The organism is Bradyrhizobium barranii subsp. apii (assembly GCF_011516635.5).
In the GTDB taxonomy this organism is placed as follows: Bacteria; Pseudomonadota; Alphaproteobacteria; order Rhizobiales; family Xanthobacteraceae; genus Bradyrhizobium; species Bradyrhizobium barranii.
Map to the genome: position 1 here is coordinate 5,110,312 of NZ_CP096255.1, position 20,202 is coordinate 5,130,513.

Sequence of the window (20,202 nt, forward strand, 5' to 3'; positions counted from 1 at the left end):
CTGTCCGTTACTGCGCAAGAGACGCTGCAGAAACAGAAATTGTCGTCACAGGGAGTTCATCATGGACGCATCGTCCAACACGGGTGCAGCGCACCAGCCCGGCCGCGGCCGGATCTACTCTTCGATCGTCGAGGCCTTTGGCGACACGCCGATCGTGCGCTTGCAGCGGCTGCCGGGCATGCACGGCGTCAACGCGACGATTTTGGCAAAACTTGAATATTTCAATCCCGCCGCGAGCGTGAAGGATCGCATCGGCGCGGCCATGATCATCGCGATGGAGAAGGCCGGCATCGTCAAGCCTGACACCGTGCTGATCGAGCCGACCTCGGGTAACACCGGCATCGCGCTCGCCTTTGTCGCGGCCTCGCGCGGTTACCGGCTCAAGCTGGTGATGCCGGAATCGATGTCGATCGAGCGGCGCAAGATGCTCGCCTTTCTCGGCGCAGAGCTGGTGCTGACGCCGGCGGCACAGGGCATGAAGGGCGCGATCGCGACCGCCGAGGAGCTCCTGAAGACGACACCGAATTCGGTCATGCCGCAGCAGTTCAAGAACCTCGCCAATCCCGAGGTGCACCGCCGTACCACCGCCGAGGAGATCTGGAACGACACCGGCGGCAACGTCGATATCTTCGTCGCCGGCGTCGGCACCGGCGGTACCATCACCGGCGTCGGCCAGGTGCTCAAGCCACGCAAGCCGTCCTTGCGGGTGGTGGCGGTCGAGCCGGAGGAAAGCCCGGTGCTCTCAGGCGGCCAGCACACGCCGCACAAGATCCAGGGCATCGGCGCCGGCTTCGTGCCCGACATCCTCGACCGCTCGGTGATTGACGAGATCGTGAAGATCAACTCGACGACCGCGATCGAGACCACCCGGGCGCTGGCGCGGCATGAGGGCATTCCCGGCGGCATCTCCTCGGGCGCGGCGATCGCAGCTGCGCTCCAGATCGGCAAGCGGCCGGAAGCTGCGGGAAAAACCATTCTGGCTATAGTGCCGTCCTTCTCCGAGCGGTATCTTTCGACGGCTCTGTTTGAGGGAATCTAGGACATGACGGATCAACCGAGGCGGCCGCGCACGCTTGGCGATGCGCGGTCGGAGGCCGAGGCGGCGTTCAAGAAGGTGACCGCCAAGGTCGCCGTGGCGCCACCGAAGCCGAACGTGGCGCCGGGAATCAAGGAGCAGGTCACGCTGCGCATCGACCAGGACGTGCTGGAGTTCTTCCAGCAGGGCGGTCCCGGCTGGCAGGACCGCATCAACGAGGCGCTGCGCAAGGCGGCGGGGAAGTAGCGCCTCCTGCCCAGGGGCGCCGAAGGGCGGCGCGCCGGCGAACTCAGAGGACCTGCGACAGAAACCGCTGCGTTCGCTCGTCCTTGGCCGCCGTAAACAAGGCTTCCGGCGGCCCGTGCTCGACGATCACACCGCGGTCGGTGAAGTAGACGTGATCGGCGACCTCACGCGCGAAGTTCATCTCATGGGTGACGAGGAGGCATGTCATGCCATCCTCGGCAAGCTCCCGGATGGTGACCAGGACCTCCTTGACCGTTTCCGGATCGAGGGCGGCCGTAACTTCGTCGAACAGCATGATGTCCGGTCGCATCGCCAGCGAGCGGGCGATGGCCACGCGCTGCTGCTGTCCGCCGGAGAGCTCGCCGGGATAGGTATCCTCCTTCCCCGCGAGCCGAACCTTGGCAAGCAGCGCCCGGGCGCGCGCTTCGACCTCGGCACGCTTCTGGCCGAGAACATGGATCGGCGCCATCATCACGTTCTGGAGCGCGGTCTTGTGCGGGAAAAGATTGTACTGCTGGAAGACCATCCCGACCTTGCGGCGCAGCGCCAGCTTGTCGAGCCTGGGATCGGACACCTCGATGCCTTCGATCTGAATGCTGCCGGACGAGATCGGCTGAAGGGCATTGATGCAGCGGATCAGCGTGGATTTCCCTGATCCGGACGGGCCGATGATACAGATCACCTCGCTCTTTTTGACCGACAGGCTGATGCCTTTCAGGACCTCGAGAGCTCCGAACGACTTTCTGACGTCGACGCATTGGACGATGGGCTGATCCGGAGTCCAGCTCGTGGCCATGCACTGCTCCCTCAGCGTATGCGGAACCGACGCTCGAGACGCGCGGTCCAGAGGTTGATCGGATAACAGTAGAGAAAGAAACACAGCAGCGCGAAACCGTAGAGCGGAGCGAACAGCTCCGGCCTGCCGCCTTCGGCGGCATGCACCTGCGCAGTCAGAGTGAGCATTTCCGAAACACCGACGATCGATGCCAGCACCGTCGACATCGCGACCAGCGCATAGACGTTCATCCAGGGCGGCAGCATGCGCTTGATGCACTGTGGCAGCATGATCAGCCACATCGTCTGGCGCCGCGTGAACGAGAGCGATTCCGCCGCCTCCCATTGCGTCGACGGAATGGAGCGGACGGCACCGCGCACGACCTCGGCGACGTTCGCCATGACCGGCAATGCGAAGCCCACCGTCGCCTTGATCCAGTCCGGCAAGGGGATGGTCGTCTTGAAGAGGGTGACCTGGAAGGGCACCAGAAACATGACGAAGAACAGCAGCACCAGCCAGGGTGCGTTGCGGAAGAATTGAGTCAGGAGCCAGCTGACGGCGGCGAGCGGTCGAAACTCCGACAACAACCCCAGACCCAGGCCAAGCCCGGCGATGGTCCCCAGCAGCATGGCCAGCAGGGAGATCAGGATGTTGAAGGCGAACCCGCGCAGCAGCAGCGGCGACCACTTCACAATGACTTGCAGCGGGGACAGCACCGCCGGTCCGGTCTGCGCCCACGCGGTGGACGCGGCCATGATGGCGCAGAAACCGAGGATCGCGGCGGCCAGCGGGCCGATCCGAACGGACATCCGGGTCGGCACGGGACGATACGGCAGAAGGACGGCAAGCCTGTGCTCGGGCTGGGCGCCTTTCATCGGGCGTATCCCGGGATGCGCATCGCCCGCTCCCAGCGATGCATCAGCCAGACGAGGACGCCGACAAGGATGCCGTAGGTCGCCAGCAATACGACCATCATTTCGAAGACGTTCTGCGATTCCGACCAGACCTGCTTGACCGCATACAGCGTCTCGGGAACGGCGATCGCGTAGGCGAGGGTGGTCGTCTTGAGCAGGTTGACGAGGTTGTTGTTCAGTGCGGGAAGGCAGACGCGAATGGCCAGCGGAAGGACGATATGGACGTAAGCCTTAAGGCGCGTGTATCCGAGCGCCTCCGCGGCTTCCAGCGTCGTCCTCGGCACCGCCTCGATGCCTGAGCGGAAGATTTCGACGTTGAAGGCGCCCGCGAACAGCGACAGAGAAATGATGGCCCATTGGACGTTGCTCAGCAGCGGAACGCGCATGCCTGCCGCCTCGACGGCCGGGAGCATGGTGCCGAGGCCGAAATAGAAAAAGAAGATCTGGACCAGCGGCGGCGTGTTGCGGAACACCACCACGAAAGCATTGACGGGCAACCGCAGCAGCATGGACGGACTGCCTTGCAGCAAGGCGCCGACCGCGCCGATGATCAGGCTCAGCAGGATGGTCGTGACACTCAGAAGCAACGTCATCTTGAGCCCGCCGAAATAGCGGTCCCAATCGTAGGCATCGTAGAATACGGAGAAATTCAGCCCCGTCGTTTCGTAGAGCCGTTGAAACCAGTCGCCGATTTCGTGCATTTTGCGCGACACCAAACTGTTGAGGCGATGCCTCGTATCAGTGCATTGGCTCGACCTGTTCGGAGCGCAAGACGGATCTGGCGCTCCGCTCTGCGCGTCTATTTGTCCTTGTATTGCTCGTGCATGAGCAGCGAATACTCGGTCGGCGTAATGCCCCACTTCTTTTCCGCTGCCACGATGAAGCCGGTCTTCATCCAGTCCTTTGTCATATCTTCGAGCAGCTTCTGAAGGCTGGAATTATCGAGCGCGACAGCGATCATCCATGGCGATGGCAAAATACCTTTCAGGGGCAAGTCGTAGTCCGCCTTCCACTCGTCCTCGAGCAGCTTGCCTTGCAGGAAGGTCTGATCGTAGACATAGCCGATGCAGTTGCCCTGCTTCATGGCGAACAGAGGCTTCTCCGAGCCGTCAAACGCAACGATTTCGGGGCCGTAGGATTTGGCAACGTCCTTGTTGTACCAGGCCCCCGACGTTGCACAGACGGGTTTTCCCTTGAGCTCGGCCCAGTCCTTGATGCCGGACTTCTTGTTGAGAAGGATGTTCACATAGTCCGAATAGTACAGCGGCTCGATGGCTTGAACCACGCGACGGCGTTCCGGCCTGTCCGACATGGTCGCGATCAGCAGGTCGACCTTTCCCTGCTGAAGAAATTCGATCCTGTTGGAGGCCGCGACCGGAACGAGTTCGAGTTTGACGCCGAGGCGTTTGGCAATGTCTGCGGCGAGATCCGGCTCGATGCCGACCACGTTTCCCGTGGGATCGCGGAAGCCGAAGGGCTTGTAGTCAGCCTTGACGCCGACATTCAACGTGCCGCGCTGCTTGATGGCATCGACGCCATCGGCGGCTTGGGCACTGCCAAGCATCAGCAGCGCCGCGATGCCTGTCATCATGGAACGGACAATGTCTCTCATCGGATGACGCCTCCAGGATTGTGATCACGACGCGCGTTGAGCGCGCTTGTTCAAGATACAAGGCTCGTGCCAAACGTCACGAAAAACGGGAGATGGAGAATGGGCTGAGGTCGATCGCGCTTCGACCGCCGGTCACCATCCCGGCGACGACGTTGCCGATACCTGCCGAGTGCTTGAAGCCGTGGCCCGAGCACGCCGAGACGACACAAATCCGGTCCTGGTCGGGATGGCGGTCGATGATGAAGCCCCGATCGGGCGTCACCGTGTAGATGCAGGCAGCCGCCTGCGCGACGCGCGGCGTGGCGCCGGCGAGCCGCCCCGCGACGTGCTTCCGGTACATTTCAGCCGATTCCGCGGGATCGACGGTGCGGTCGATGGCGTCGGCCGTCGTGTTGGTCTCGTACTGCTCGGTCGCGACCTTGAGACGACGATCGCCAGGCAGCGGCGGGAAGCCGTAGAGGTAGTCGACATCCGTCGCGCCATGCATCCAGATGAACACAGGGGCGTCGGCGCGATACGCGCTGGTATCGTCGAGCTCGTACCAATGCAGCACCTGCCGCTTCACCGTGAGCACGCGATCAAACGGCGCGCCGAGCAGGTGGGAATTCCAGCCGCCTGCCGACACCACCACCTGGTCCGCCTCGAATGTGCCCGAGGACGTTTCCACCCGAACGGCGGGGCCGCGCTGCGCGATCGAGAGAACCTCGACTCCCGTGCGGATCGTTGCGCCGAGCTGCTCCGCGCGCGTCAGCTGCGCCTTGATGCAGCGCTCCGGAAAAACGTACCCTCCGCCGGGTTCGTAATAGGCCTTCTCGTTGCCCTGGAGATTCAGGAACTGCGGGAAGCGATGAGCCACCTCTCGCCCGTCGATCACTTCATGCGCGATGCCGAAGTCACGCGCGGCCCCAATCGAGCGCGCGACGAAATCCGGCTTGCCGTGGTGCGACGTCTCGCCGACACCGGGCGCTATGACGACGAGGCCGCATGGGTTCAGCAGCTCGGCAGACGTCTCGGCTTCGAGCTCACGCCAGATCCGGTGCGTATCCAGCACCAGGGGCACGTAATCGCGGCCTTCGCCGACCGCCTGCCGGGTGATGCGGGTTTCGCCGTGGCTGGATCCCATCGTGTGGGGCGGGGCAAAGCGATCGAGGCCAACCGCCTTTACCCCTCGCTTGGCCAGTTGATAGAGGGCCGCGCTGCCCATGGCACCGAGGCCGATCACCAGAATATCCGCTTGCTCGCTCATGGATCGGGACTGCTCAATTGTTAGGACAATCCGAAGTCTGCTTTCGGATGCGGCTCTCCTACAAGGATAATTCATATAATGAAGGCAATTTGCATGTTAATATGACTTCTGCTTAAGCTATGGATATGACGCCACCTGTTCCAGACTTGCGAAGCTTGCAGATTGTCGCTGCCGTCGCGGAGTCCGGCAGCATGCTTCAGGCGTCCCGTCAGTTCGGGATGACGCAATCAGCGGTTTCTCAGGCTGTGCGGCGGGCCGAGGCCTCGATCGGCGTCGCGTTCTTCAACCGTAGCCGGAGGCCGCTTACATTGACGCGGGCGGGTCGCATCCTTGCTGGCCGTGTTCGCGATCTGAATCGCGACTTTGACACGTTACTCAGCGCACTCCGGGACGCAGCGAAACTGCCTGAGCGTGTCGATCTGAGGCTCGGCCTCATCGACTCCTATGCCGCCACGGTCGGCGCACACCTCGTCAAGGAGCTCATGACGGGCGAGGTCGCACTGAGTCTGTCCGTTTGGTCGGGCCTTGCTCACTCGCATGCCGAGGCGCTGGTCCACCGAACGATCGACGCGGCGATCACATGCGATGCGATGGATGACCTGTATGATATCGAGCGCTTCCCGTTTTACCGCGAGCCAAATCTGCTGGTGGTGCCGCGCGGATTGGAAGCCGAATTTGCTGACCTTGATTTGCGGGAGATCCTGACCCGGCATCGCCTGGTCCGGTACAGCGAACGCTCCTATGCAGGCGCTCAGGTCGAGCGCCACCTGAGCCGTTTGGGCATTCGCCCACCGCGGGCCTTTGAGTTTGACACCTCGGACAGCCTGGTCGCCATGGTCGCCACCGGGATGGGCGTAGCGATCACCACGCCGCTGTGTCTGTTGCAGGGGCTCGCTCACGCTGGTCAAGTCAGCGCTCTCCCTCTGCCGGGCCCCGGATTTTTTCGTGAGCTGCTTCTGGTGACCCGCCGTGGCGATCTCTCATCACTGGCGCCGCGCATCGCGGAGATGGCTCGGACGAGCATTACGATGCAGGCGATGCCGCGGATCCGGACGCTAGTGCCTTGGTTCACCCAAGATTACTAGCCATTGCCACCACGAAAAAGGCCCGGCTCTCGCCGGGCCTTTTTGCGTTTTGGAGCCGGGTCCCGCCTCAGCGGCGGAACATGCCGCCCATCATGCCGCCGACGACACCGCCGACGAAGGCCGCGCCGGCATCGCCGCCGCCGCTGTTGCGATGCTGAACCGGTGCGCCGCTCTGGGCCTGGGCCGGGGCAGCACGCCGGGCCGGCTTCGCGCTGTCGTCGCTCGCGGTGGCCGGCGCGGCCGCCACGATCTCGGACAGCAGGGCCTTGTGCTGGAGCTTGTTGAGGTAGCCGGTCGACGGATAGCCGCGGGCGGCCTGCCAGCGCTTCAGCACCGAGCGGGTCTCGTCGGTGAAGGCACCGGTCACCTTGGTGTCGAAGCCGAGCCCGGTCAGGCGGCGCTGCACGTCGCGGCGCTGGCCCTTGTCGAGGCCGATCTGGTCCTCGGTGAGCTGGGTGGAGTCGTCGGTGAAGGTGGCGGGATCGATCCCGGAGTTCAGATTGCGGGTCGCCGTGGACGGGCCGCTCTTGATCGCCGCAAGCCGCGCCAGCGCCAGCGCCTTGAACTGGCCGTTCGGATAGGCCGAGAGATAGGCGTTGAGCTCTTCCGGCTTGTTGGATTCCTTGACCGAGCGCCAGTACTCGAGCTCGACACCGTCGGAGCTGCTCGCTGCCGCCGGCACGTTTCCGGAAGCGGTCGGGGCTGCGTTGGCAACCTGCGTCTGCTGCGACGGGTTGAGATAGACCGCGCCGATCAGGTTGGTGTGGCCCCAGGGAAGCTGGCCCTTACGGGTCTCTTCGTTGACCTGGGCGCGCACCGACGTCATCGCCTGCTGGATCTCGACGCCGGGCTTGGTGATGTTGTCGATCAGTGCGCGTGTGAACGGGCTGTTGTTGCCCTCCTGGCCGTCGAGCGCGGTCTGGCCCGGGCCGGTGGCGAACGCGATCAGCGTGCCTTCGCCCGACTTCATCTCGGCAAGACCGCTCTGCACGTTGACGCTGCGCGTTGCCGAGTTCGACTTGATCTTGGCGGCGAACGGATTGTCGCGGCAGGCATCGAGGAAGACGAGCTTGACCTTGGCGTCGCCCATGGTCTGCTCGAGCGTCAGGTCGATATTGATGGCTGCGCCGAGCTTGACGTCCATCTCCGACTTGATGTCGGCGTCGACGGGCAGGAGGTAGTTGCTGCCGCTGACGGCGATGCCGTGGCCGGCGTAATAGAACACTGCGACATCGGAGCCTTGCGCCTTGCGGCCGAAGTCCAGGAGCTTCTCCGTCATCTGGTCGCGGGTGAGGTTGGATCCTTCGATCACCTCGAAGCCGACATTGCGCAGGGTCGCCGCCATCGCCTTGGCGTCGATCGGCGGGTTCGGCAATTGTGCGACGTTCTTGTAGGAGCCGTTGCCGACGACGAAGGCGACACGGCGGTCGGCCTTCGCGGCACTGACCGACAGTGCCATGCACATCAGCGAAACGAGCAGGGTGAGAGTGCGCATCTGAAATCCCCAACAGAATCGAATTGCAGGCAGCAACAAATTGGCAACGAACCTACACGAAGTGCCCGACTTCGCGCCACCAAAACGGCAGTACGTCGTATTCAACCCGCTGCTGTGTGGCCGAATGTGCACGATGGAAAGACCCTCCAACGTGATCCAGATCACACGGCCACTTCGTTTTTGTCGCGTGAGGCTGCGCGCGGGTTCACTGCGCGCGGGCGGGAACCGGGGCAGTCGGCTTCAGGTTCAGGAGATTGCCGCACAGGATCAGCGTCGCGCCGAGCACGGTCCAGGCGTCGAGCCGCTCCGAATACAGCAGCCAGCCGACAGTCGCGGTGAGCGGCACCCGCAGGAAGTCCATCGGCACCACGATGGTTGCATCCGCGTAGCGGAGCGCGCTGGCGAGGCAATGGTGCGAGAATGTGCCGCAGACCCCGATGACGAAGAGCCATCCCCAGAGAGTGGTTGACGGCCAGGTCCAGACATAGAGCGTCGGCAGCAGGCCCACGACCATCTGCACGACGATCATCCAGAACAGGATCGACAATGCGCTCTCGGTCCGGGTCAGCGATTTCGCCAAGATCATGGAAATGCTGAAGCCGATCGCGGCCCCTGGTGCGATCAGCTGTCCCGGATTGATCTCGCCGGTGGCGGGCCGCACGATCATGACGACGCCGACGATGCCGAGCGCGATGGCGGCGATCTTCCAGACGGTCATGCGCTCGGACAGGAACGTTGCGGCCAGCACCGCAGTCCAGATCGGCATGGTGAATTCGATCGCGACGACCTGGCCGATCCCGATCAGCGTCAGTGCGTAGAACCAGCCGAGCTGAGCGAAATAATGGACCCCGTTGCGCGCGAGGTGCTGGGGCAGGCGTTTGGTCGCGACCGCCTTGAAACCGCCGGCCCGGTAGATGATCGGCAGCAGCAGCGTGAAGCCGATCACCGAGCGCACTTCCATGATCTGGAAGACGTTCAGCTCGCGCGTGGTCTCGCGGCCGGCAACCGCCATGACCAGCATCAGCGCCAGCCAGCCGGCCATCCACAGTGCAGCCATCGTTTTGGACGGTGTCCCAGTCATCGTTGCTGGTGCGGGCGATCGAGCCTGAGGGGAGGGCCGGTATCGGCGACATCGCCGGCGTTTGCAACGGCCAAAACTGCGGATGCAGCGATGCAGGGCGGCGTGCTAAGGCATCATTGAACAACAAGAAAAGGGAGATCTTCGCTCATGCAAATCTTGCAGCCGGCTGAATGGAAGAAACCGCGGGGCTTTTCTCACGGCGTGGTGGCCGAAGGGCCTGGCCGCTGGGTGGTGCTGGCCGGGCAGACCGGCGGCGACGAGACCGGCAATTACGCGCCTGACATGGCGGCGCAGGTCGCAACCGCGCTGAAGCGGATCATCAAGCTCCTTGGCGAGGCCGGAGCCGGTCCGGAGCACATCGTCCGCCTGACCTGGTACCTGACCAGCCGCAGCGAATATGAGGCCGCGGGCGCCGGCATCGGCGCGGCCTGGAAGGAAACGCTGGGGCGCAATTTTCCGCCCTCGACGCTGCTCTACATCGGCGGTCTCGTGGACGAGCGCGCCAAGGTCGAAATCGAGGTTACGGCGTTCGTGCCGAACGCATAAAACGCATAAAAAAAGCCCCGGCGGAATCGCCGGGGCTTTTGGCTTGAACGCGGTCCGCCTTAGCGCGACAGCGAGATGTTGGCGCCGCGGAACTGGCTGTCCGCGCGCATCGTGACGCTCTGCTTGTTGCCGGACGTCTTCAGCGTGATGTTGGCGTTGAAGCCGGCGGTTGAGGCGACCAGCTCGTAGTTTCCGCCGGCACCGCGGCCCTGGAGCGAGCCGGAGATGTTGCGGCTGGCCTCGGACCAGCTGCCGCCAATAGTGCCGCCTTCAGCCCTGACGTTGGCGCCGAGATTGAACTTGTAGGCGTCGCTGGCGCAGGTCAGCGACATCTCCATCGTCGGTCCGATCGGGGCGTATCTGGCCCGGCAGCGGATCCGCTCGGTCGAGCCGTCATCGAGCGTGACGGTGCCGGCACCGCTCCAGCTCCCCGCCAGCGGGGCGAACGGGCCGGACTGGGCCTGGCTCTCAGAGTTGGCGATCCCCGCCGCAAACAAAACGGCGGCCGCGATCAGCAGCCGCCGGCTCACGACGCTGATCCCGAATTTCTTACTGGCGCGATGCTTCCCACCGCCCACTGCACGGTATGCCTGCAGATGCTCCATTCCACTTCCCCGATCCGGCGTTGCCGCTGAGTTGACCGCTGGCATATGCACCATTGATCGAAACTTTCACAAGTCCCCCGCTGCCGATGGTGCCGGAAACGTTAGCGCCGGGCGCGGTGATCTTGCCGTCGGCAACCGTCAGCATGGAGCTCGCGGTCGGCTCGCAGGTACCGCTCTTGGTCACGATGGTGACATGCCAGTTGCCGTCATAGGGGGTCTGGGCGAAAGCGGGAGCGGCGAGGGTGATAACTGAAGCGGCACAGAATGCCGTAATGCGACCAAAACGCATGAATTCCGTCCTTGAATCTGTCTGATATGCTGACGCTTATTCGGCCCAAATGTGACGGAAATTTGTTGCATTGCCAAAGCGAAAATTGTTCCAGTGGAAACAATAGTTTATTTGTGTTTCCGGCTCCAATTTTCGAAGCAGAATCAACGCGCCTTCACGTTAAGGGTAAACGTCAGGAGAGGACTCAGGGAACGACTCACGAAAGACTTGGCGCCAAGGTCGCGAACTGCTCGTCCTGAACCTTGGAGGGCAGCGCCTTGTGGACCTTGACGTAGTCGATCACGTCGGCCAGCAGCTTGAGGCCGAGCGGAGCGAGCGCGCGCTCCCAGAGTTCGCGAGCCGTCTCGCCCTTCTTGACGAAGCACCAGTCCTGGGCGGCGATGGCGCCGGCGTCCATGCGGTCGGCAAGATGATAGATCGTGCCGCCGGCGATCGGATCGCCTTCCTTGATGGTCCATTCCACCGCGGCTTTGCCCCGATGACGCGGCAGCAGCGAGGGATGATAGCCGATCCCGCCGTACTTCGCGGCGGCCAGGGCGTCCTTGCCGATCCGGGCGTGGCTGTGGGCGGTGATGATCAGGTCGGTGTCGGGGCCGATTTCGGAGGCGACCACCAGCTTCGGATTGGCCTGGACCGTCACCTCGATGCCAGCCGCCTTGGCGCTCGCCGCGAGGCGATCCTCGGCGTCGGCCACGACGACCCGCACGATCGGGACGCCGTGCTCCCGGAGCATGTTCAGGGTGGTCACGCCGAAATGGCGGGAGCCGACGAGGGTAATGCGCATGGGTGTCCGATCCGTCTCGCAACTGCGTCATCCCCCGATAACACGTCGGTGCGTCCTGTCACCAGCCGCGGGCGGTTTGTGCCGGTTATCAACAATGCACCGGGCGCGGGGGCGCGACGGGCTCCGCGATTGCGCAGCTGGCTGTTCCGGTGCTTCCATGCGCGTATGGCACCGTAATCAGGAGCGAGCGCATGCGAAGAGCGTGGTTTTTCCTTCTCGCGGCACGGAGTGTGGCCACGCCCGCGCGCGCCGGCGGCCCGTACCCGGCGGTCCCGCCCGAGGTCGGGGTGGCGCCGTTCATCGGTCCGACGTGGGATGCCTATCGTTGCGTTGAAGGGCCGGTCTACAATTTCTACCACGGCGCCTATTACGGCGGGGAGCCGCCCGCACTCTATCGCGGCTACGCCTACAGGCCGTACTACCGCTACAGCGCCTACCGCAGGCTGCCGCGCAAGTATTTTTGCGTCACGGATTAGCGTTGCCGGGCGGCCACATCGACAGCAAATGATGTATCCGCCGGTTCCTCTGTTTCATTTCTAACATAAGCAGCCCCCGTGTGCCGCTAGAATGCACCAACCGGGGCTGGCCAAATTTGATTCCGAATCCGTTTTCGAACCCGGCTTTGGCCGCTGGCGAGTGATCGCCAGCGGCTTTTCATGCCGGCGCCATCACGAAATCATCAAACGGTAACGCGTTCTCAACCTGCCTGTCGTATCGACGAATCCGTCGCGGATTTGTATTGCGTACCGCGACACCAAAAATGTCCCGCCGGCGCGGGCGCGCCGCGTGGGCTTTTTTGCCGGGACCGATTTCATGCCGAGCGCAATTGAGCAGATCGTGGACGCCTATGTGCGGCTGAAGAACCGCCGTGGGCTCGACGAGCTGATGATGCACAGGCAGCGGCTCGCGGTCGATCTGAAGAGCAGGTCCGGCTATGATTTCAGCCTGCCGATCGGCAAGATCGACGAGGAGATCGCGATCATCGAGGAGGGGCTCAGCCGGCTGAAGGCTCAGTCTCCGGATTCCCGCGGGATACGTCCGATCTGACGCGCTCAGTCGCGCCGGCCACCGTCGATGACGGTGAACAGCGGCCGTGCCTGGGTCGGCTCGACCAGAAGTTCCTCCACCAGCGCGGTTGCCGCATCGACATATTTGCGCGTCGGTTTGTCGAGCTCACGTTTGGCCTCGTCGTCGAGCGCGACCTTTGCGGCCTCGACCAGCTTGCGCATGCGCGCCGCATGGTCGTCGCCCGCCGTCAGCGTCGCGCGCGCCAGCGAGCGCAGCACGAACAGTTCGCCTTCGAGGCGGAGCAGGCGGTCGTTGAGCCTGGAGAGGACTGCGTTGAGATCGGCCATAGCTGCTGTTCGTCGCGGAGGATCCATCCTGATCTAGCGGCGATCGGTGAACGGAATCCAAACGCCATTGGCGCAATTGGGTTGATCTCCGGCGTCTCCTGGCAGCAGCGATGCCGCCGATGTGAGACATCGTGACGTTGCGACGCATCGTTCCAGCGTGGTTCCCGCACCACATGGTGCCCGGGTGGACGTCTGGAGCACGTATGATGCGGTCTATCCTGGCTTTGGTCCTCCTGATTTCAACATGCGCATGGGCGGCTGCCGCGCCGGCGCATCATGCCCGCCCGCGCCATCACGTCGCCGTCCATCTGCCCGAGGACGCGCCGGTCCCGCCCGGCTGGTACAAATTTCCCGGGTGGCCGCCGATCCCGCCGTCCGAGAACAGGAATCTCGATCCCTCCAATTTCGGCGGCGGTTGATCGAAGCTACGCCGCGGTTCGGGCGAGATAATCGCGGGCGAAGGCGAGATACCAGTCGAGGCAGGCGGGATTGGCCATCGCCTCCCTGTTGATGACCTTTTCGACGGGCTGGCCCAGCAGCAGCTTCTTGATCGGCAGCTCCTGCTTCTTGCCCGAGAGCGTGCGCGGGATCTCGGCGACGGCAAAGATCTCGTTCGGCAGGAATCGCCGGGACAGGCCGGCCTCGATCGCCTTGTTGATCCTGGCCTGCATCGCAGCGTCGAAGGCTGTGCCCTCGCGCAGCACCACGAACAGCGGCATGTAGCTGTCGCGGCCGAGATATTCGAGGTCGACGACGAGGCTATCCAGCACCTCCGGCAGCGCTTCGATCGCGGAATAGAGCTCGCTCGTGCCCATGCGCAGGCCGTGCCGGTTGATGGTCGCATCGCTGCGGCCATAGATGATGCAGGAGCCGTCCGGATTGACCTTGAGCCAGTCACCGTGCCGCCACACCGGCCCGCGGCCGCTGCCGTCGAAATTGTCCGGATAGGTCTCGAAATAGCTGGCGCGATAGCGCGCATCGCCCTTGTCGTTCCAGAAGCGGAGCGGCATCGAGGGCATCGGCTCGGTACAGACGAGCTCGCCGACCTCGTCGATGACGGCGCGGCCCTGCTCGCTGAAGGCTTCGACCGCCGCGCCGAGCAGGCGGCATTGCATCGCGCCCGGCGTCTGCGGCAATTCGCGGTTGCCGCCGATGAAGGCGCCGGCGAAATCAGTGCCGCCGGAGATGTTCGCCCACCAGATGTCGGCCTGCGCCTTGCTGCCGTTGATTTTCGACAACGCCGCGAAGCGATCGTTGAACCAGGCTTGCGTATCGGCGCTGAGCGGCGAGCCGGTCGAGCCGAGGCAACGCAGCCGCGACAGATCGCCGGCCGCAGTGAGATCGATCTCGGCCTTGGCGCAGTTGGCGAAGAACGCCGCGCCGGCGCCGAAGAAGGTCGCTTTTGACTGTGCCACGAACCGCCACAGCGTGGTCCAGTCCGGCTTGTCCTTGGTGCCGCCCGGGCTGCCGTCGAAGATGCAGCAGGTGGTGCCGCTGAGCAGGCCGCCGACCTGCGAATTCCACATGATCCAGCCGGTCGAAGAGTACCAGTGATAGCGCTCGCCGAACGAGTTCGCGTGGTAGGAGCAACCGAGGTCGTTGTGCAGGCCCAGCAGCGCCAGCACCACGATGACGATCCCGCCATGGCCGTGCACGATCGGTTTCGGCAGGCCGGTGGTGCCGCTGGAATAGACGATCCAGAGCGGATGATCGAACGGCAGCCAGGCCGGCTCGAACGCGTCGATCGCGGCGCCTGTCCTTGCGGCGATGTCGGCGAGCCGGGCGTCCGGCGCTGCGGGCGCGGCCTCGCTGTGCAGGATGACGTGCTCGACCGTCGGCAGCGATCGCCGCAGCTCCGCGACGACGTCCTTGCGATCATGCCGGCGGCCGGCATAGGTGACGGCATCGCAGGCGATCAGCACCTTCGGCTCGATCTGCTTGAAGCGGTCGATCACGGCGGGCGCAGCCATGTCGGGCGCGCAGACGCTCCAGACCGCGCCGATGCTGGCGCTCGCCAGGAACGCGATGATGGTTTCGGGGATGTTGGGCAGATAGGCCGCGATCCGGTCACCGGGCTTGATGCCCTTCTCCTTCAGATGCAGCGCGAGCGCCGCCGCCTTGCGCCGCAGCTCCGGCCAGCTCGTTTCGTTGAGCTTGCCGTCCTCGCCGCTACTGACGATCGCGGGCAGGCCGGCGGCGTCGGCGGCCTCGACATGCCGGAACACCTGCCGCGCATAGTTGACCTGCGCGCCGGGAAACCACACCGCGCCCGGCATCTTGCGCTCGGTCATCACGGCCGCAAACGGCGTCGGCGATTGCAGATCGTAATAGTCCCAGATGCTGCGCCAGAAGCCGTCGAGATCGCGCACCGACCACTGCCGCATCTCCTCGTAATTCGCGAAGGAAAGTCCACGCTGCTCGGCGAGCCAGTTGCGATAGAGTGCGATCTGGGGAACGAAGGGTGCGGTCATTGCGTGTCGGATTCTGTTGCGGGGAGGAAAGTCTATCCTGCGCCGCAGAGTAGCAGAAGCCATAGTTCGCGCAGACTGCGATGACGTCAGTAGTGGGTCTGCGAGCACCAGCAGCACGTTGGAGTGGCGCAACACGTTTACTTCAATGGATTCGTCATCGCGAGCGTCGCGAAGCAATCCAGACCGTCGCCGCGGAAAGCCTCTGGATTGCTTCGCTACGCTCGCAATGACGGCGTGGAGGCGGGCCGTCGCCTCAATTGGGCTGCGGTACCGAGACCATTGCTGGCGCCTGTCACTGCACGCCCGCCCACCGCCTTCCGAACACCGGCGGTTTTGTCTTCACCGCTTGCCAGCCGAAGAAGTGATGCTTGCCGGACCAGGTGTGCACCACGCCGCTGCAGATGCTGCACTTGAAGCTGCCGGTGTGGGCTTCGCTGTGCTCTTCCCGTGTCGCGGTGTAGTTCATGCTGCAACCCGCGCAGGTGAATTCTTCGGTCGTCCAGATGCTGTTGGCCATTGCACATCAGTGTTTTTGAATGTTGGCGAGAAGCGTAGGTGCGGGGATTTGCATCGGCGTAAACTGACCTCGGGAAATCCGGTTAATCGCCGTTAGCCAAACCGGGCTCCGGTCGCGGCGTTGCAGGAGCTTCCCGGGTCTGACGAGCGCCCGTCAGTCCAAATCGCGTCGCCGATTGGTCCAAGCGCGTGCGTGATCCCACAGCTAGATTTCATCGTCGCCTCGGTCGGAGGGCGGACAATTTGGGGGTGAGATCATGCGGAAGAAACTGGTTTTGGCGTCTGCGCTGCTGTCATTGGCAACGCCGGCATTTGCAGCTGACATCATTGCGCCCGCGCCGGTCAAAGCGCCGGTGGCGGCCCAGATCTTCAGCTGGACCGGCTTCTACATCGGCGCGCATGGCGGCGGCGCCTGGAGCAAATGGACTGGCATCGACCCGACCGATCCGACAGCGACCTGGAGCTCGGTGACGGCCAGCGGCGGCGTGGTCGGCGGCCAGATCGGCGGCAATTACCAGATCAGCAATTTCGTGGTGGGCCTCGAGGGCACCGGCGCCTGGTCCAGCGTCACACTCAATGCCGGCGGCCCGTTCGGTGGCGGTGCCGGCTTCAACCTGTCGCTGAAGAACGACTACATCGCCACGGTCGCCGGCCGTTTCGGCGTCGCCTTCGACCGCGTGCTGCTCTACGCCAAGGGTGGCGCGGCCTTCACCCGCGACAAGTATAGCGTCAACAACGGCCTTGCCGGCCCGCTCGCCGGTTCCGCCTCGGGCAGCTTCAATCGCACCGGCTGGCTTGCCGGCGGCGGCATCGAGTGGATGTTCATGCCGAACTGGTCGGTGCGGGCCGAGTACAACTATATGGGCTTCGGCACGATCACCGAGCAGCCGGTGACGACAGGCAATCTGGTGGCGACTCCAGCCAATGTGAAGCTGAACATCCAGACCGGCACGGTGGGCGTGAACTACCACTTCTGAGCGGACGGAGCGCCACCGCTCGGCCGACTGGACCAACCCGTTCGGCGACAGCTGATGCCGCGCCGGGCGGCGCAGCGGTCCGATCCCTTGCGCCGCCGCGGGTCCGGTCGTCTTGACGCCGGATGCGCGGCTGGCAATAACGCTTTGCCGCGCAAGTGTCGGAACCCGCGTCAATGCCGCAAGGAAAGGCGTGCCCGTGAAAAGTCTCCGTCAGCTCCTGACGGGAGAGGACATCATCCAGCTCCTGATCCGGGTCGGCCTGCTTGGCCTGCTGATCATCTGGACCTTCCTGATCATCCGCCCGTTCGTGCCGATCCTGGCCTGGAGCGCCGTGCTCGCGGTCGCGTTCTATCCGGCCTTCAGCTGGGTCGCCAAGATCCTCGGCGGCCGCCCGAAGACTGCGGCCGCGATCCTCACCCTGATCACGCTCGGCATCGTCATTGGCCCGGCGACCTGGCTCGGCCTCAGCGCGGTGGACGGTGCGCGCGAACTGGCGAAGCAGCTCGGCACCGGCGACCTCGCGCTGCAGTCGGCGCCGGAGCAGCTCAAGTCGTGGCCGGTGGTCGGCCCTTGGCTCTACGATCTCTGGGATCAGGCCTACAACAACATCCGTGCGGTGCTGCGCGAGGTCGCGCCCTATCTCCAGCCGCTGGCGGGACCCCTGTTGTCGCTTGCGGGCGATGCGAGCCTCGGCACGCTCCAGTTTCTGGTCTCGGTGTTCGTCGCCGGCTTCCTGTTTCCGCATGGGCCGCGGCTGGTTGCGGCCGGGCGCGGCTTCCTGTTTCGCATCGTGCCCGAGCAGAGCGAGCATTTTCTCGAGCTTGGTGGCGCCACCATCCGCGCCGTGGCGCAAGGCGTGATCGGCGTCGCCATTGTGCAGGCGCTGCTCGCCGGCATCGGCTTCAAGATGGCAGCCGTGCCGAGCGCCGGCCTGCTCGCCTTCATCGTGCTATTGCTGTCGATCGTGCAGATCGGCGCGTTCCTGGTGATCCTGCCGGTGATCATCTGGATCTGGACCGCCAAGGACGTCACCACGGCGCTGCTGCTCACCGTGTTTCTCGTCCTCGTCGGCTTCATCGACACCATGTTGAAGCCGCTGGTGATGGGGCGCGGCCTCACCACGCCGACCATCGTGATCTTCGTCGGCGTGATCGGCGGCACGCTCGCCCACGGCATCGTCGGCCTGTTCATCGGGCCGATCATCCTGTCGGTGGCCTGGGAGTTGATGATGGCCTGGATCAGGACCGAGGACCGGGCGGCGGCGAGCGAAAGCTGAGCTGCTCGCACGGGCTGTGGTCAAAGCGCCCCGCGAACTTGTCTATTCAACTAGACAAGTTACGATAGGGCGATTCTGTTTTCGATCTACGGCAGTAATGGCGAAGTCTTCCAAGCTGGTTGCCGCAAAACGCGGCAAGGTATTGTTGGTCAGACGGCGGTCGGACGGCCTGTGGATGTTCCCGGGCGGCCGCAAGCGTTCGCGCGAGTCCGACAAGGACTGCCTGCGGCGGGAGATCAAGGAGGAGCTGCCCAAGCTGAAGCTCGGCCGGATCAGCCTGTGGAAGGAAGTGACGGCCAGGAATAAGCGCTCCGGTCGCAAGATGAGCGACGCGATCTTCATCGCCAAGGGTGCCAAGGGCAGGCTCGAGATCGGCGACAAGAAGGAGATCGACCGGGCCGCCTGGCAGAAGCCGCGCGGCATCCGCCTGACGCCGACCTCGCGCTACATCCGCGATCGGCTGTTTCCGAGCAAGCCGCGGCGCCAGTGAGGAGGGGGGCCGCGTCTTCGCGGCGCCGGTGCGACAAATCGCCCGCTGGTCCACAACACGAGCCCGAAATCGACAGATCATCGTGCGGTCAGGTCGGCCTACGGTCGTGGTCTGATCGAGACGGCCCCAGCCAGCCGCTATTGCTTGACCGCCAGCGTGTCCAGGCAGTGGTTGAGATAGACGGTGCGATCCCTGGGCAGCACCTTGTCGAGATCCGCCTTCAGTGCGCATTCGCGTTGCCGCATCTGCTCGGCCCGGCGCTTCTCGGCCGCCTCGCGATATTCGGGGGCAACCTTGTTGGGATCGACCAGCGCCTGCGCGCGGGCGGGAGCAGTCACGGCGAGCGCGATGGCGGCGATGATGATAATGAACTGCTTCAAATGAGCCTCCGTAAAAGGGCTCATGCTAGCGCGAGGGTAGCGAGGGCTCAAACGGCAAGTACGGTGGGACGACCGATAGCGCAGCCTGCGTCCGAGAGGCTGTCGGCGGAGTCGGTTTTTCAACGACCCGAAGTCGGCCAAGTGAAGTGGGGTAAGTGAAGTCGGCCAAGCGAAATCGGCCAGTGAAGTCCATTCACTTCGAGGCGTGGTCGATCTTGTGCCCGAGATGCCCGGTGTCGTGATCGCGACGCAATTGGCTCAGCGAGGTCTCGTTCAATTGATGCAAGACCTCGCTGAGCGGGGTCGCATCGGGATAACCGGCCGCAAATGCCTTTCCGTAGATCTTCCGCAACGTACCGACCAGCGTGTTGCCATGCTTCTTGCTGATCGCGCCATCCTTGTCCCGATGGCGGCCGTCCAGGCCCGGTTCCTTCATGTGGTCCTCCCTGTGCGGCGTCTTGAGCGCCTGGAGAGAGCGTGCTCCCAAACGAATTGGTTGGCAACGGTGCGGCGCGCGGGAGTTGAGCGGCGGTTCGCTCCATCGCGAGAGCGTCGCGTTCGCGCTTCGCTCTCCTAGCTGTGAAGCCGCGTCAGATCGCGGTGGGACGGTCGGCGTACTACATGAGCGGAAGCGGACTCGATTGGAGCCGATGCGATGCGTCTTGTTTTGGCCCTGGGCCTCTCGATCGTCTTGTGCACGTCTGCAGACGCCGCGCACCGCGCTCGTGCGCACAATCCCGCGACACGCCATCCCCCGGTCGATCGTTTCGGCACGGAAGGGAATCCTCGCGTGCGCTTCGCGGTCCCCGGCTGGAGCGATGAAGCAACGGCGCGCTGGCTCAATAATGCCTCGTCCAACGTCGGCCGAGGCGGATAGCCACACCCGGACGTGGGTGCGGGAAGATCGGAGGAGCCGTGTGAACCAGTTCACACTCGCGCTTCGAGACCGGTGCTATGAAGGCCTCATTGCTTTTACCGATTGATATTTTGAAAACGCCCCAGCGCTCCCTACCAGGCGCTGGG

At 64.0% G+C, this 20,202-nt stretch carries 25 protein-coding genes; 10 read left to right on the top strand and 15 right to left on the bottom strand.

Annotated features, from left to right (window positions below; translation table 11 throughout):
* Positions 1-61 precede the first annotated feature (61 nt).
* Both cysK and HAP41_RS24270 read left to right on the top strand, forming a co-directional pair.
* On the top strand, positions 62-1,039 hold the full coding sequence (gene cysK, locus HAP41_RS24265; protein ID WP_166096645.1) for a cysteine synthase A: 978 nt from the start codon (positions 62-64) through the stop codon (positions 1,037-1,039).
* A gap of 3 nt (positions 1,040-1,042) precedes the next feature.
* Positions 1,043-1,282 (top strand): BrnA antitoxin family protein, encoded by a 240-nt coding sequence (locus HAP41_RS24270; protein WP_028152108.1) that lies wholly within the window; start codon positions 1,043-1,045, stop codon positions 1,280-1,282.
* 43 nt (positions 1,283-1,325) lie between these two features.
* Here the strand turns inward: HAP41_RS24270 and HAP41_RS24275 are convergent, their stop codons facing one another.
* The 5 genes from HAP41_RS24275 to solA all read right to left on the bottom strand — a co-directional run bounded on the left by HAP41_RS24275 (position 1,326) and on the right by solA (position 5,829).
* A complete protein-coding gene (locus HAP41_RS24275; RefSeq protein WP_038955459.1) occupies positions 1,326-2,078 on the bottom strand; it encodes an amino acid ABC transporter ATP-binding protein in 753 nt (250 codons plus the stop codon).
* An 11-nt stretch (positions 2,079-2,089) separates the two neighbouring features.
* Complete coding sequence (locus HAP41_RS24280; protein WP_166096644.1) at positions 2,090-2,932, bottom strand: amino acid ABC transporter permease; 843 nt, start codon at positions 2,930-2,932, stop codon at positions 2,090-2,092.
* Positions 2,929-3,672, bottom strand: a complete 744-nt coding sequence (locus HAP41_RS24285) for an amino acid ABC transporter permease (protein WP_166096643.1) — start codon at positions 3,670-3,672, stop codon at positions 2,929-2,931. The genes HAP41_RS24280 and HAP41_RS24285 overlap by 4 nt, the downstream gene beginning before the upstream one ends.
* A gap of 98 nt (positions 3,673-3,770) precedes the next feature.
* The gene (locus HAP41_RS24290; RefSeq protein ID WP_135213698.1) at positions 3,771-4,583 is read right to left on the bottom strand and encodes a transporter substrate-binding domain-containing protein; all 813 of its coding nucleotides are present in this window, start codon (positions 4,581-4,583) and stop codon (positions 3,771-3,773) included.
* 76 nt (positions 4,584-4,659) lie between these two features.
* Positions 4,660-5,829: an N-methyl-L-tryptophan oxidase gene (gene solA, locus HAP41_RS24295; RefSeq protein WP_166096642.1), complete on the bottom strand. Its 1,170-nt coding sequence runs from the start codon at positions 5,827-5,829 to the stop codon at positions 4,660-4,662.
* 191 nt (positions 5,830-6,020) lie between these two features.
* Between solA and HAP41_RS24300 the strand changes: the two genes are divergently transcribed.
* Positions 6,021-6,914: a LysR family transcriptional regulator gene (locus HAP41_RS24300; RefSeq protein ID WP_231142047.1), complete on the top strand. Its 894-nt coding sequence runs from the start codon at positions 6,021-6,023 to the stop codon at positions 6,912-6,914.
* 67 nt (positions 6,915-6,981) lie between these two features.
* On the opposite strand, the gene HAP41_RS24305 is transcribed toward HAP41_RS24300, so the two are convergent.
* Both HAP41_RS24305 and HAP41_RS24310 read right to left on the bottom strand, forming a co-directional pair.
* Positions 6,982-8,409, bottom strand: a complete 1,428-nt coding sequence (locus tag HAP41_RS24305; RefSeq protein ID WP_135213696.1) for a caspase family protein — start codon at positions 8,407-8,409, stop codon at positions 6,982-6,984.
* 205 nt (positions 8,410-8,614) lie between these two features.
* Complete coding sequence (locus HAP41_RS24310) at positions 8,615-9,490, bottom strand: DMT family transporter (protein WP_166096641.1); 876 nt, start codon at positions 9,488-9,490, stop codon at positions 8,615-8,617.
* 147 nt (positions 9,491-9,637) lie between these two features.
* Here HAP41_RS24310 and HAP41_RS24315 point away from each other — a divergent pair, with 147 nt between their 5' ends.
* A complete protein-coding gene (locus HAP41_RS24315; protein WP_038955466.1) occupies positions 9,638-10,036 on the top strand; it encodes a RidA family protein in 399 nt (132 codons plus the stop codon).
* 59 nt (positions 10,037-10,095) lie between these two features.
* Here HAP41_RS24315 and HAP41_RS24320 read toward each other — a convergent pair whose 3' ends face one another.
* The 3 genes from HAP41_RS24320 to HAP41_RS24330 all read right to left on the bottom strand — a co-directional run bounded on the left by HAP41_RS24320 (position 10,096) and on the right by HAP41_RS24330 (position 11,714).
* Positions 10,096-10,641, bottom strand: coding sequence for a hypothetical protein (locus HAP41_RS24320; protein ID WP_085404715.1), 546 nt, complete (start codon positions 10,639-10,641; stop codon positions 10,096-10,098).
* Complete coding sequence (locus tag HAP41_RS24325; RefSeq protein ID WP_166096640.1) at positions 10,586-10,930, bottom strand: hypothetical protein; 345 nt, start codon at positions 10,928-10,930, stop codon at positions 10,586-10,588. The genes HAP41_RS24320 and HAP41_RS24325 overlap by 56 nt, the downstream gene beginning before the upstream one ends.
* Before the next feature lie 196 nt (positions 10,931-11,126).
* Positions 11,127-11,714: a formyltransferase family protein gene (locus tag HAP41_RS24330; protein ID WP_085404716.1), complete on the bottom strand. Its 588-nt coding sequence runs from the start codon at positions 11,712-11,714 to the stop codon at positions 11,127-11,129.
* Positions 11,715-11,905: 191 nt separating this feature from the next.
* Here HAP41_RS24330 and HAP41_RS24335 point away from each other — a divergent pair, with 191 nt between their 5' ends.
* Positions 11,906-12,190 carry a hypothetical protein gene (locus tag HAP41_RS24335; RefSeq protein WP_166096639.1) on the top strand — a complete coding sequence of 95 codons (285 nt, stop codon included), beginning with the start codon at positions 11,906-11,908 and terminating at the stop codon, positions 12,188-12,190.
* A 337-nt stretch (positions 12,191-12,527) separates the two neighbouring features.
* The gene (locus HAP41_RS24340) at positions 12,528-12,761 is read left to right on the top strand and encodes a hypothetical protein (RefSeq protein ID WP_063986360.1); all 234 of its coding nucleotides are present in this window, start codon (positions 12,528-12,530) and stop codon (positions 12,759-12,761) included.
* Positions 12,762-12,766: 5 nt separating this feature from the next.
* On the opposite strand, the gene HAP41_RS24345 is transcribed toward HAP41_RS24340, so the two are convergent.
* Complete coding sequence (locus HAP41_RS24345; RefSeq protein WP_063983186.1) at positions 12,767-13,069, bottom strand: hypothetical protein; 303 nt, start codon at positions 13,067-13,069, stop codon at positions 12,767-12,769.
* Between the two features lie 206 nt (positions 13,070-13,275).
* Between HAP41_RS24345 and HAP41_RS24350 the strand changes: the two genes are divergently transcribed.
* Positions 13,276-13,488, top strand: a complete 213-nt coding sequence (locus HAP41_RS24350) for a hypothetical protein (RefSeq protein WP_166096638.1) — start codon at positions 13,276-13,278, stop codon at positions 13,486-13,488.
* A 6-nt stretch (positions 13,489-13,494) separates the two neighbouring features.
* Here the strand turns inward: HAP41_RS24350 and HAP41_RS24355 are convergent, their stop codons facing one another.
* Together HAP41_RS24355 and HAP41_RS24360 are read right to left on the bottom strand one after the other, a co-directional pair.
* A complete protein-coding gene (locus HAP41_RS24355) occupies positions 13,495-15,540 on the bottom strand; it encodes an acetoacetate--CoA ligase (protein WP_166096637.1) in 2,046 nt (681 codons plus the stop codon).
* A gap of 292 nt (positions 15,541-15,832) precedes the next feature.
* Complete coding sequence (locus tag HAP41_RS24360; protein ID WP_166096636.1) at positions 15,833-16,057, bottom strand: hypothetical protein; 225 nt, start codon at positions 16,055-16,057, stop codon at positions 15,833-15,835.
* 256 nt (positions 16,058-16,313) lie between these two features.
* On the opposite strand from HAP41_RS24360, the gene HAP41_RS24365 reads away from it, so the two are divergent.
* The 3 genes from HAP41_RS24365 to HAP41_RS24375 all read left to right on the top strand — a co-directional run bounded on the left by HAP41_RS24365 (position 16,314) and on the right by HAP41_RS24375 (position 18,799).
* Positions 16,314-17,033 (top strand): outer membrane protein, encoded by a 720-nt coding sequence (locus HAP41_RS24365; RefSeq protein ID WP_166096635.1) that lies wholly within the window; start codon positions 16,314-16,316, stop codon positions 17,031-17,033.
* A gap of 190 nt (positions 17,034-17,223) precedes the next feature.
* Positions 17,224-18,309 (top strand): AI-2E family transporter, encoded by a 1,086-nt coding sequence (locus HAP41_RS24370; protein ID WP_063983192.1) that lies wholly within the window; start codon positions 17,224-17,226, stop codon positions 18,307-18,309.
* Positions 18,310-18,406: 97 nt separating this feature from the next.
* The gene (locus HAP41_RS24375; RefSeq protein ID WP_028152127.1) at positions 18,407-18,799 is read left to right on the top strand and encodes an NUDIX hydrolase; all 393 of its coding nucleotides are present in this window, start codon (positions 18,407-18,409) and stop codon (positions 18,797-18,799) included.
* A 137-nt stretch (positions 18,800-18,936) separates the two neighbouring features.
* Here the strand turns inward: HAP41_RS24375 and HAP41_RS24380 are convergent, their stop codons facing one another.
* Both HAP41_RS24380 and HAP41_RS24385 read right to left on the bottom strand, forming a co-directional pair.
* The gene (locus HAP41_RS24380) at positions 18,937-19,179 is read right to left on the bottom strand and encodes a hypothetical protein (RefSeq protein ID WP_063983193.1); all 243 of its coding nucleotides are present in this window, start codon (positions 19,177-19,179) and stop codon (positions 18,937-18,939) included.
* A gap of 193 nt (positions 19,180-19,372) precedes the next feature.
* Positions 19,373-19,615 (bottom strand): hypothetical protein, encoded by a 243-nt coding sequence (locus HAP41_RS24385; RefSeq protein WP_028152129.1) that lies wholly within the window; start codon positions 19,613-19,615, stop codon positions 19,373-19,375.
* Between the last annotated feature and the right edge of the window lie 587 nt (positions 19,616-20,202).

What these genes read in the sequence shown, in the direction of transcription:
- cysK (WP_166096645.1), top strand. Translation starts at nt 62, where the DNA reads ATGGACGCATCGTCCAACACGGGTGCAGCGCACCAGCCCGGCCGCGGC.
- HAP41_RS24270 (WP_028152108.1), top strand. Translation starts at nt 1,043, where the DNA reads ATGACGGATCAACCGAGGCGGCCGCGCACGCTTGGCGATGCGCGGTCG.
- HAP41_RS24275 (WP_038955459.1), bottom strand. Translation starts at nt 2,078, where the DNA reads ATGGCCACGAGCTGGACTCCGGATCAGCCCATCGTCCAATGCGTCGAC.
- HAP41_RS24280 (WP_166096644.1), bottom strand. Translation starts at nt 2,932, where the DNA reads ATGAAAGGCGCCCAGCCCGAGCACAGGCTTGCCGTCCTTCTGCCGTAT.
- HAP41_RS24285 (WP_166096643.1), bottom strand. Translation starts at nt 3,672, where the DNA reads ATGCACGAAATCGGCGACTGGTTTCAACGGCTCTACGAAACGACGGGG.
- HAP41_RS24290 (WP_135213698.1), bottom strand. Translation starts at nt 4,583, where the DNA reads ATGAGAGACATTGTCCGTTCCATGATGACAGGCATCGCGGCGCTGCTG.
- solA (WP_166096642.1), bottom strand. Translation starts at nt 5,829, where the DNA reads ATGAGCGAGCAAGCGGATATTCTGGTGATCGGCCTCGGTGCCATGGGC.
- HAP41_RS24300 (WP_231142047.1), top strand. Translation starts at nt 6,021, where the DNA reads ATGCTTCAGGCGTCCCGTCAGTTCGGGATGACGCAATCAGCGGTTTCT.
- HAP41_RS24305 (WP_135213696.1), bottom strand. Translation starts at nt 8,409, where the DNA reads ATGCGCACTCTCACCCTGCTCGTTTCGCTGATGTGCATGGCACTGTCG.
- HAP41_RS24310 (WP_166096641.1), bottom strand. Translation starts at nt 9,490, where the DNA reads ATGACTGGGACACCGTCCAAAACGATGGCTGCACTGTGGATGGCCGGC.
- HAP41_RS24315 (WP_038955466.1), top strand. Translation starts at nt 9,638, where the DNA reads ATGCAAATCTTGCAGCCGGCTGAATGGAAGAAACCGCGGGGCTTTTCT.
- HAP41_RS24320 (WP_085404715.1), bottom strand. Translation starts at nt 10,641, where the DNA reads ATGGAGCATCTGCAGGCATACCGTGCAGTGGGCGGTGGGAAGCATCGC.
- HAP41_RS24325 (WP_166096640.1), bottom strand. Translation starts at nt 10,930, where the DNA reads ATGCGTTTTGGTCGCATTACGGCATTCTGTGCCGCTTCAGTTATCACC.
- HAP41_RS24330 (WP_085404716.1), bottom strand. Translation starts at nt 11,714, where the DNA reads ATGCGCATTACCCTCGTCGGCTCCCGCCATTTCGGCGTGACCACCCTG.
- HAP41_RS24335 (WP_166096639.1), top strand. Translation starts at nt 11,906, where the DNA reads ATGCGAAGAGCGTGGTTTTTCCTTCTCGCGGCACGGAGTGTGGCCACG.
- HAP41_RS24340 (WP_063986360.1), top strand. Translation starts at nt 12,528, where the DNA reads ATGCCGAGCGCAATTGAGCAGATCGTGGACGCCTATGTGCGGCTGAAG.
- HAP41_RS24345 (WP_063983186.1), bottom strand. Translation starts at nt 13,069, where the DNA reads ATGGCCGATCTCAACGCAGTCCTCTCCAGGCTCAACGACCGCCTGCTC.
- HAP41_RS24350 (WP_166096638.1), top strand. Translation starts at nt 13,276, where the DNA reads ATGCGGTCTATCCTGGCTTTGGTCCTCCTGATTTCAACATGCGCATGG.
- HAP41_RS24355 (WP_166096637.1), bottom strand. Translation starts at nt 15,540, where the DNA reads ATGACCGCACCCTTCGTTCCCCAGATCGCACTCTATCGCAACTGGCTC.
- HAP41_RS24360 (WP_166096636.1), bottom strand. Translation starts at nt 16,057, where the DNA reads ATGGCCAACAGCATCTGGACGACCGAAGAATTCACCTGCGCGGGTTGC.
- HAP41_RS24365 (WP_166096635.1), top strand. Translation starts at nt 16,314, where the DNA reads ATGCGGAAGAAACTGGTTTTGGCGTCTGCGCTGCTGTCATTGGCAACG.
- HAP41_RS24375 (WP_028152127.1), top strand. Translation starts at nt 18,407, where the DNA reads ATGGCGAAGTCTTCCAAGCTGGTTGCCGCAAAACGCGGCAAGGTATTG.
- HAP41_RS24385 (WP_028152129.1), bottom strand. Translation starts at nt 19,615, where the DNA reads ATGAAGGAACCGGGCCTGGACGGCCGCCATCGGGACAAGGATGGCGCG.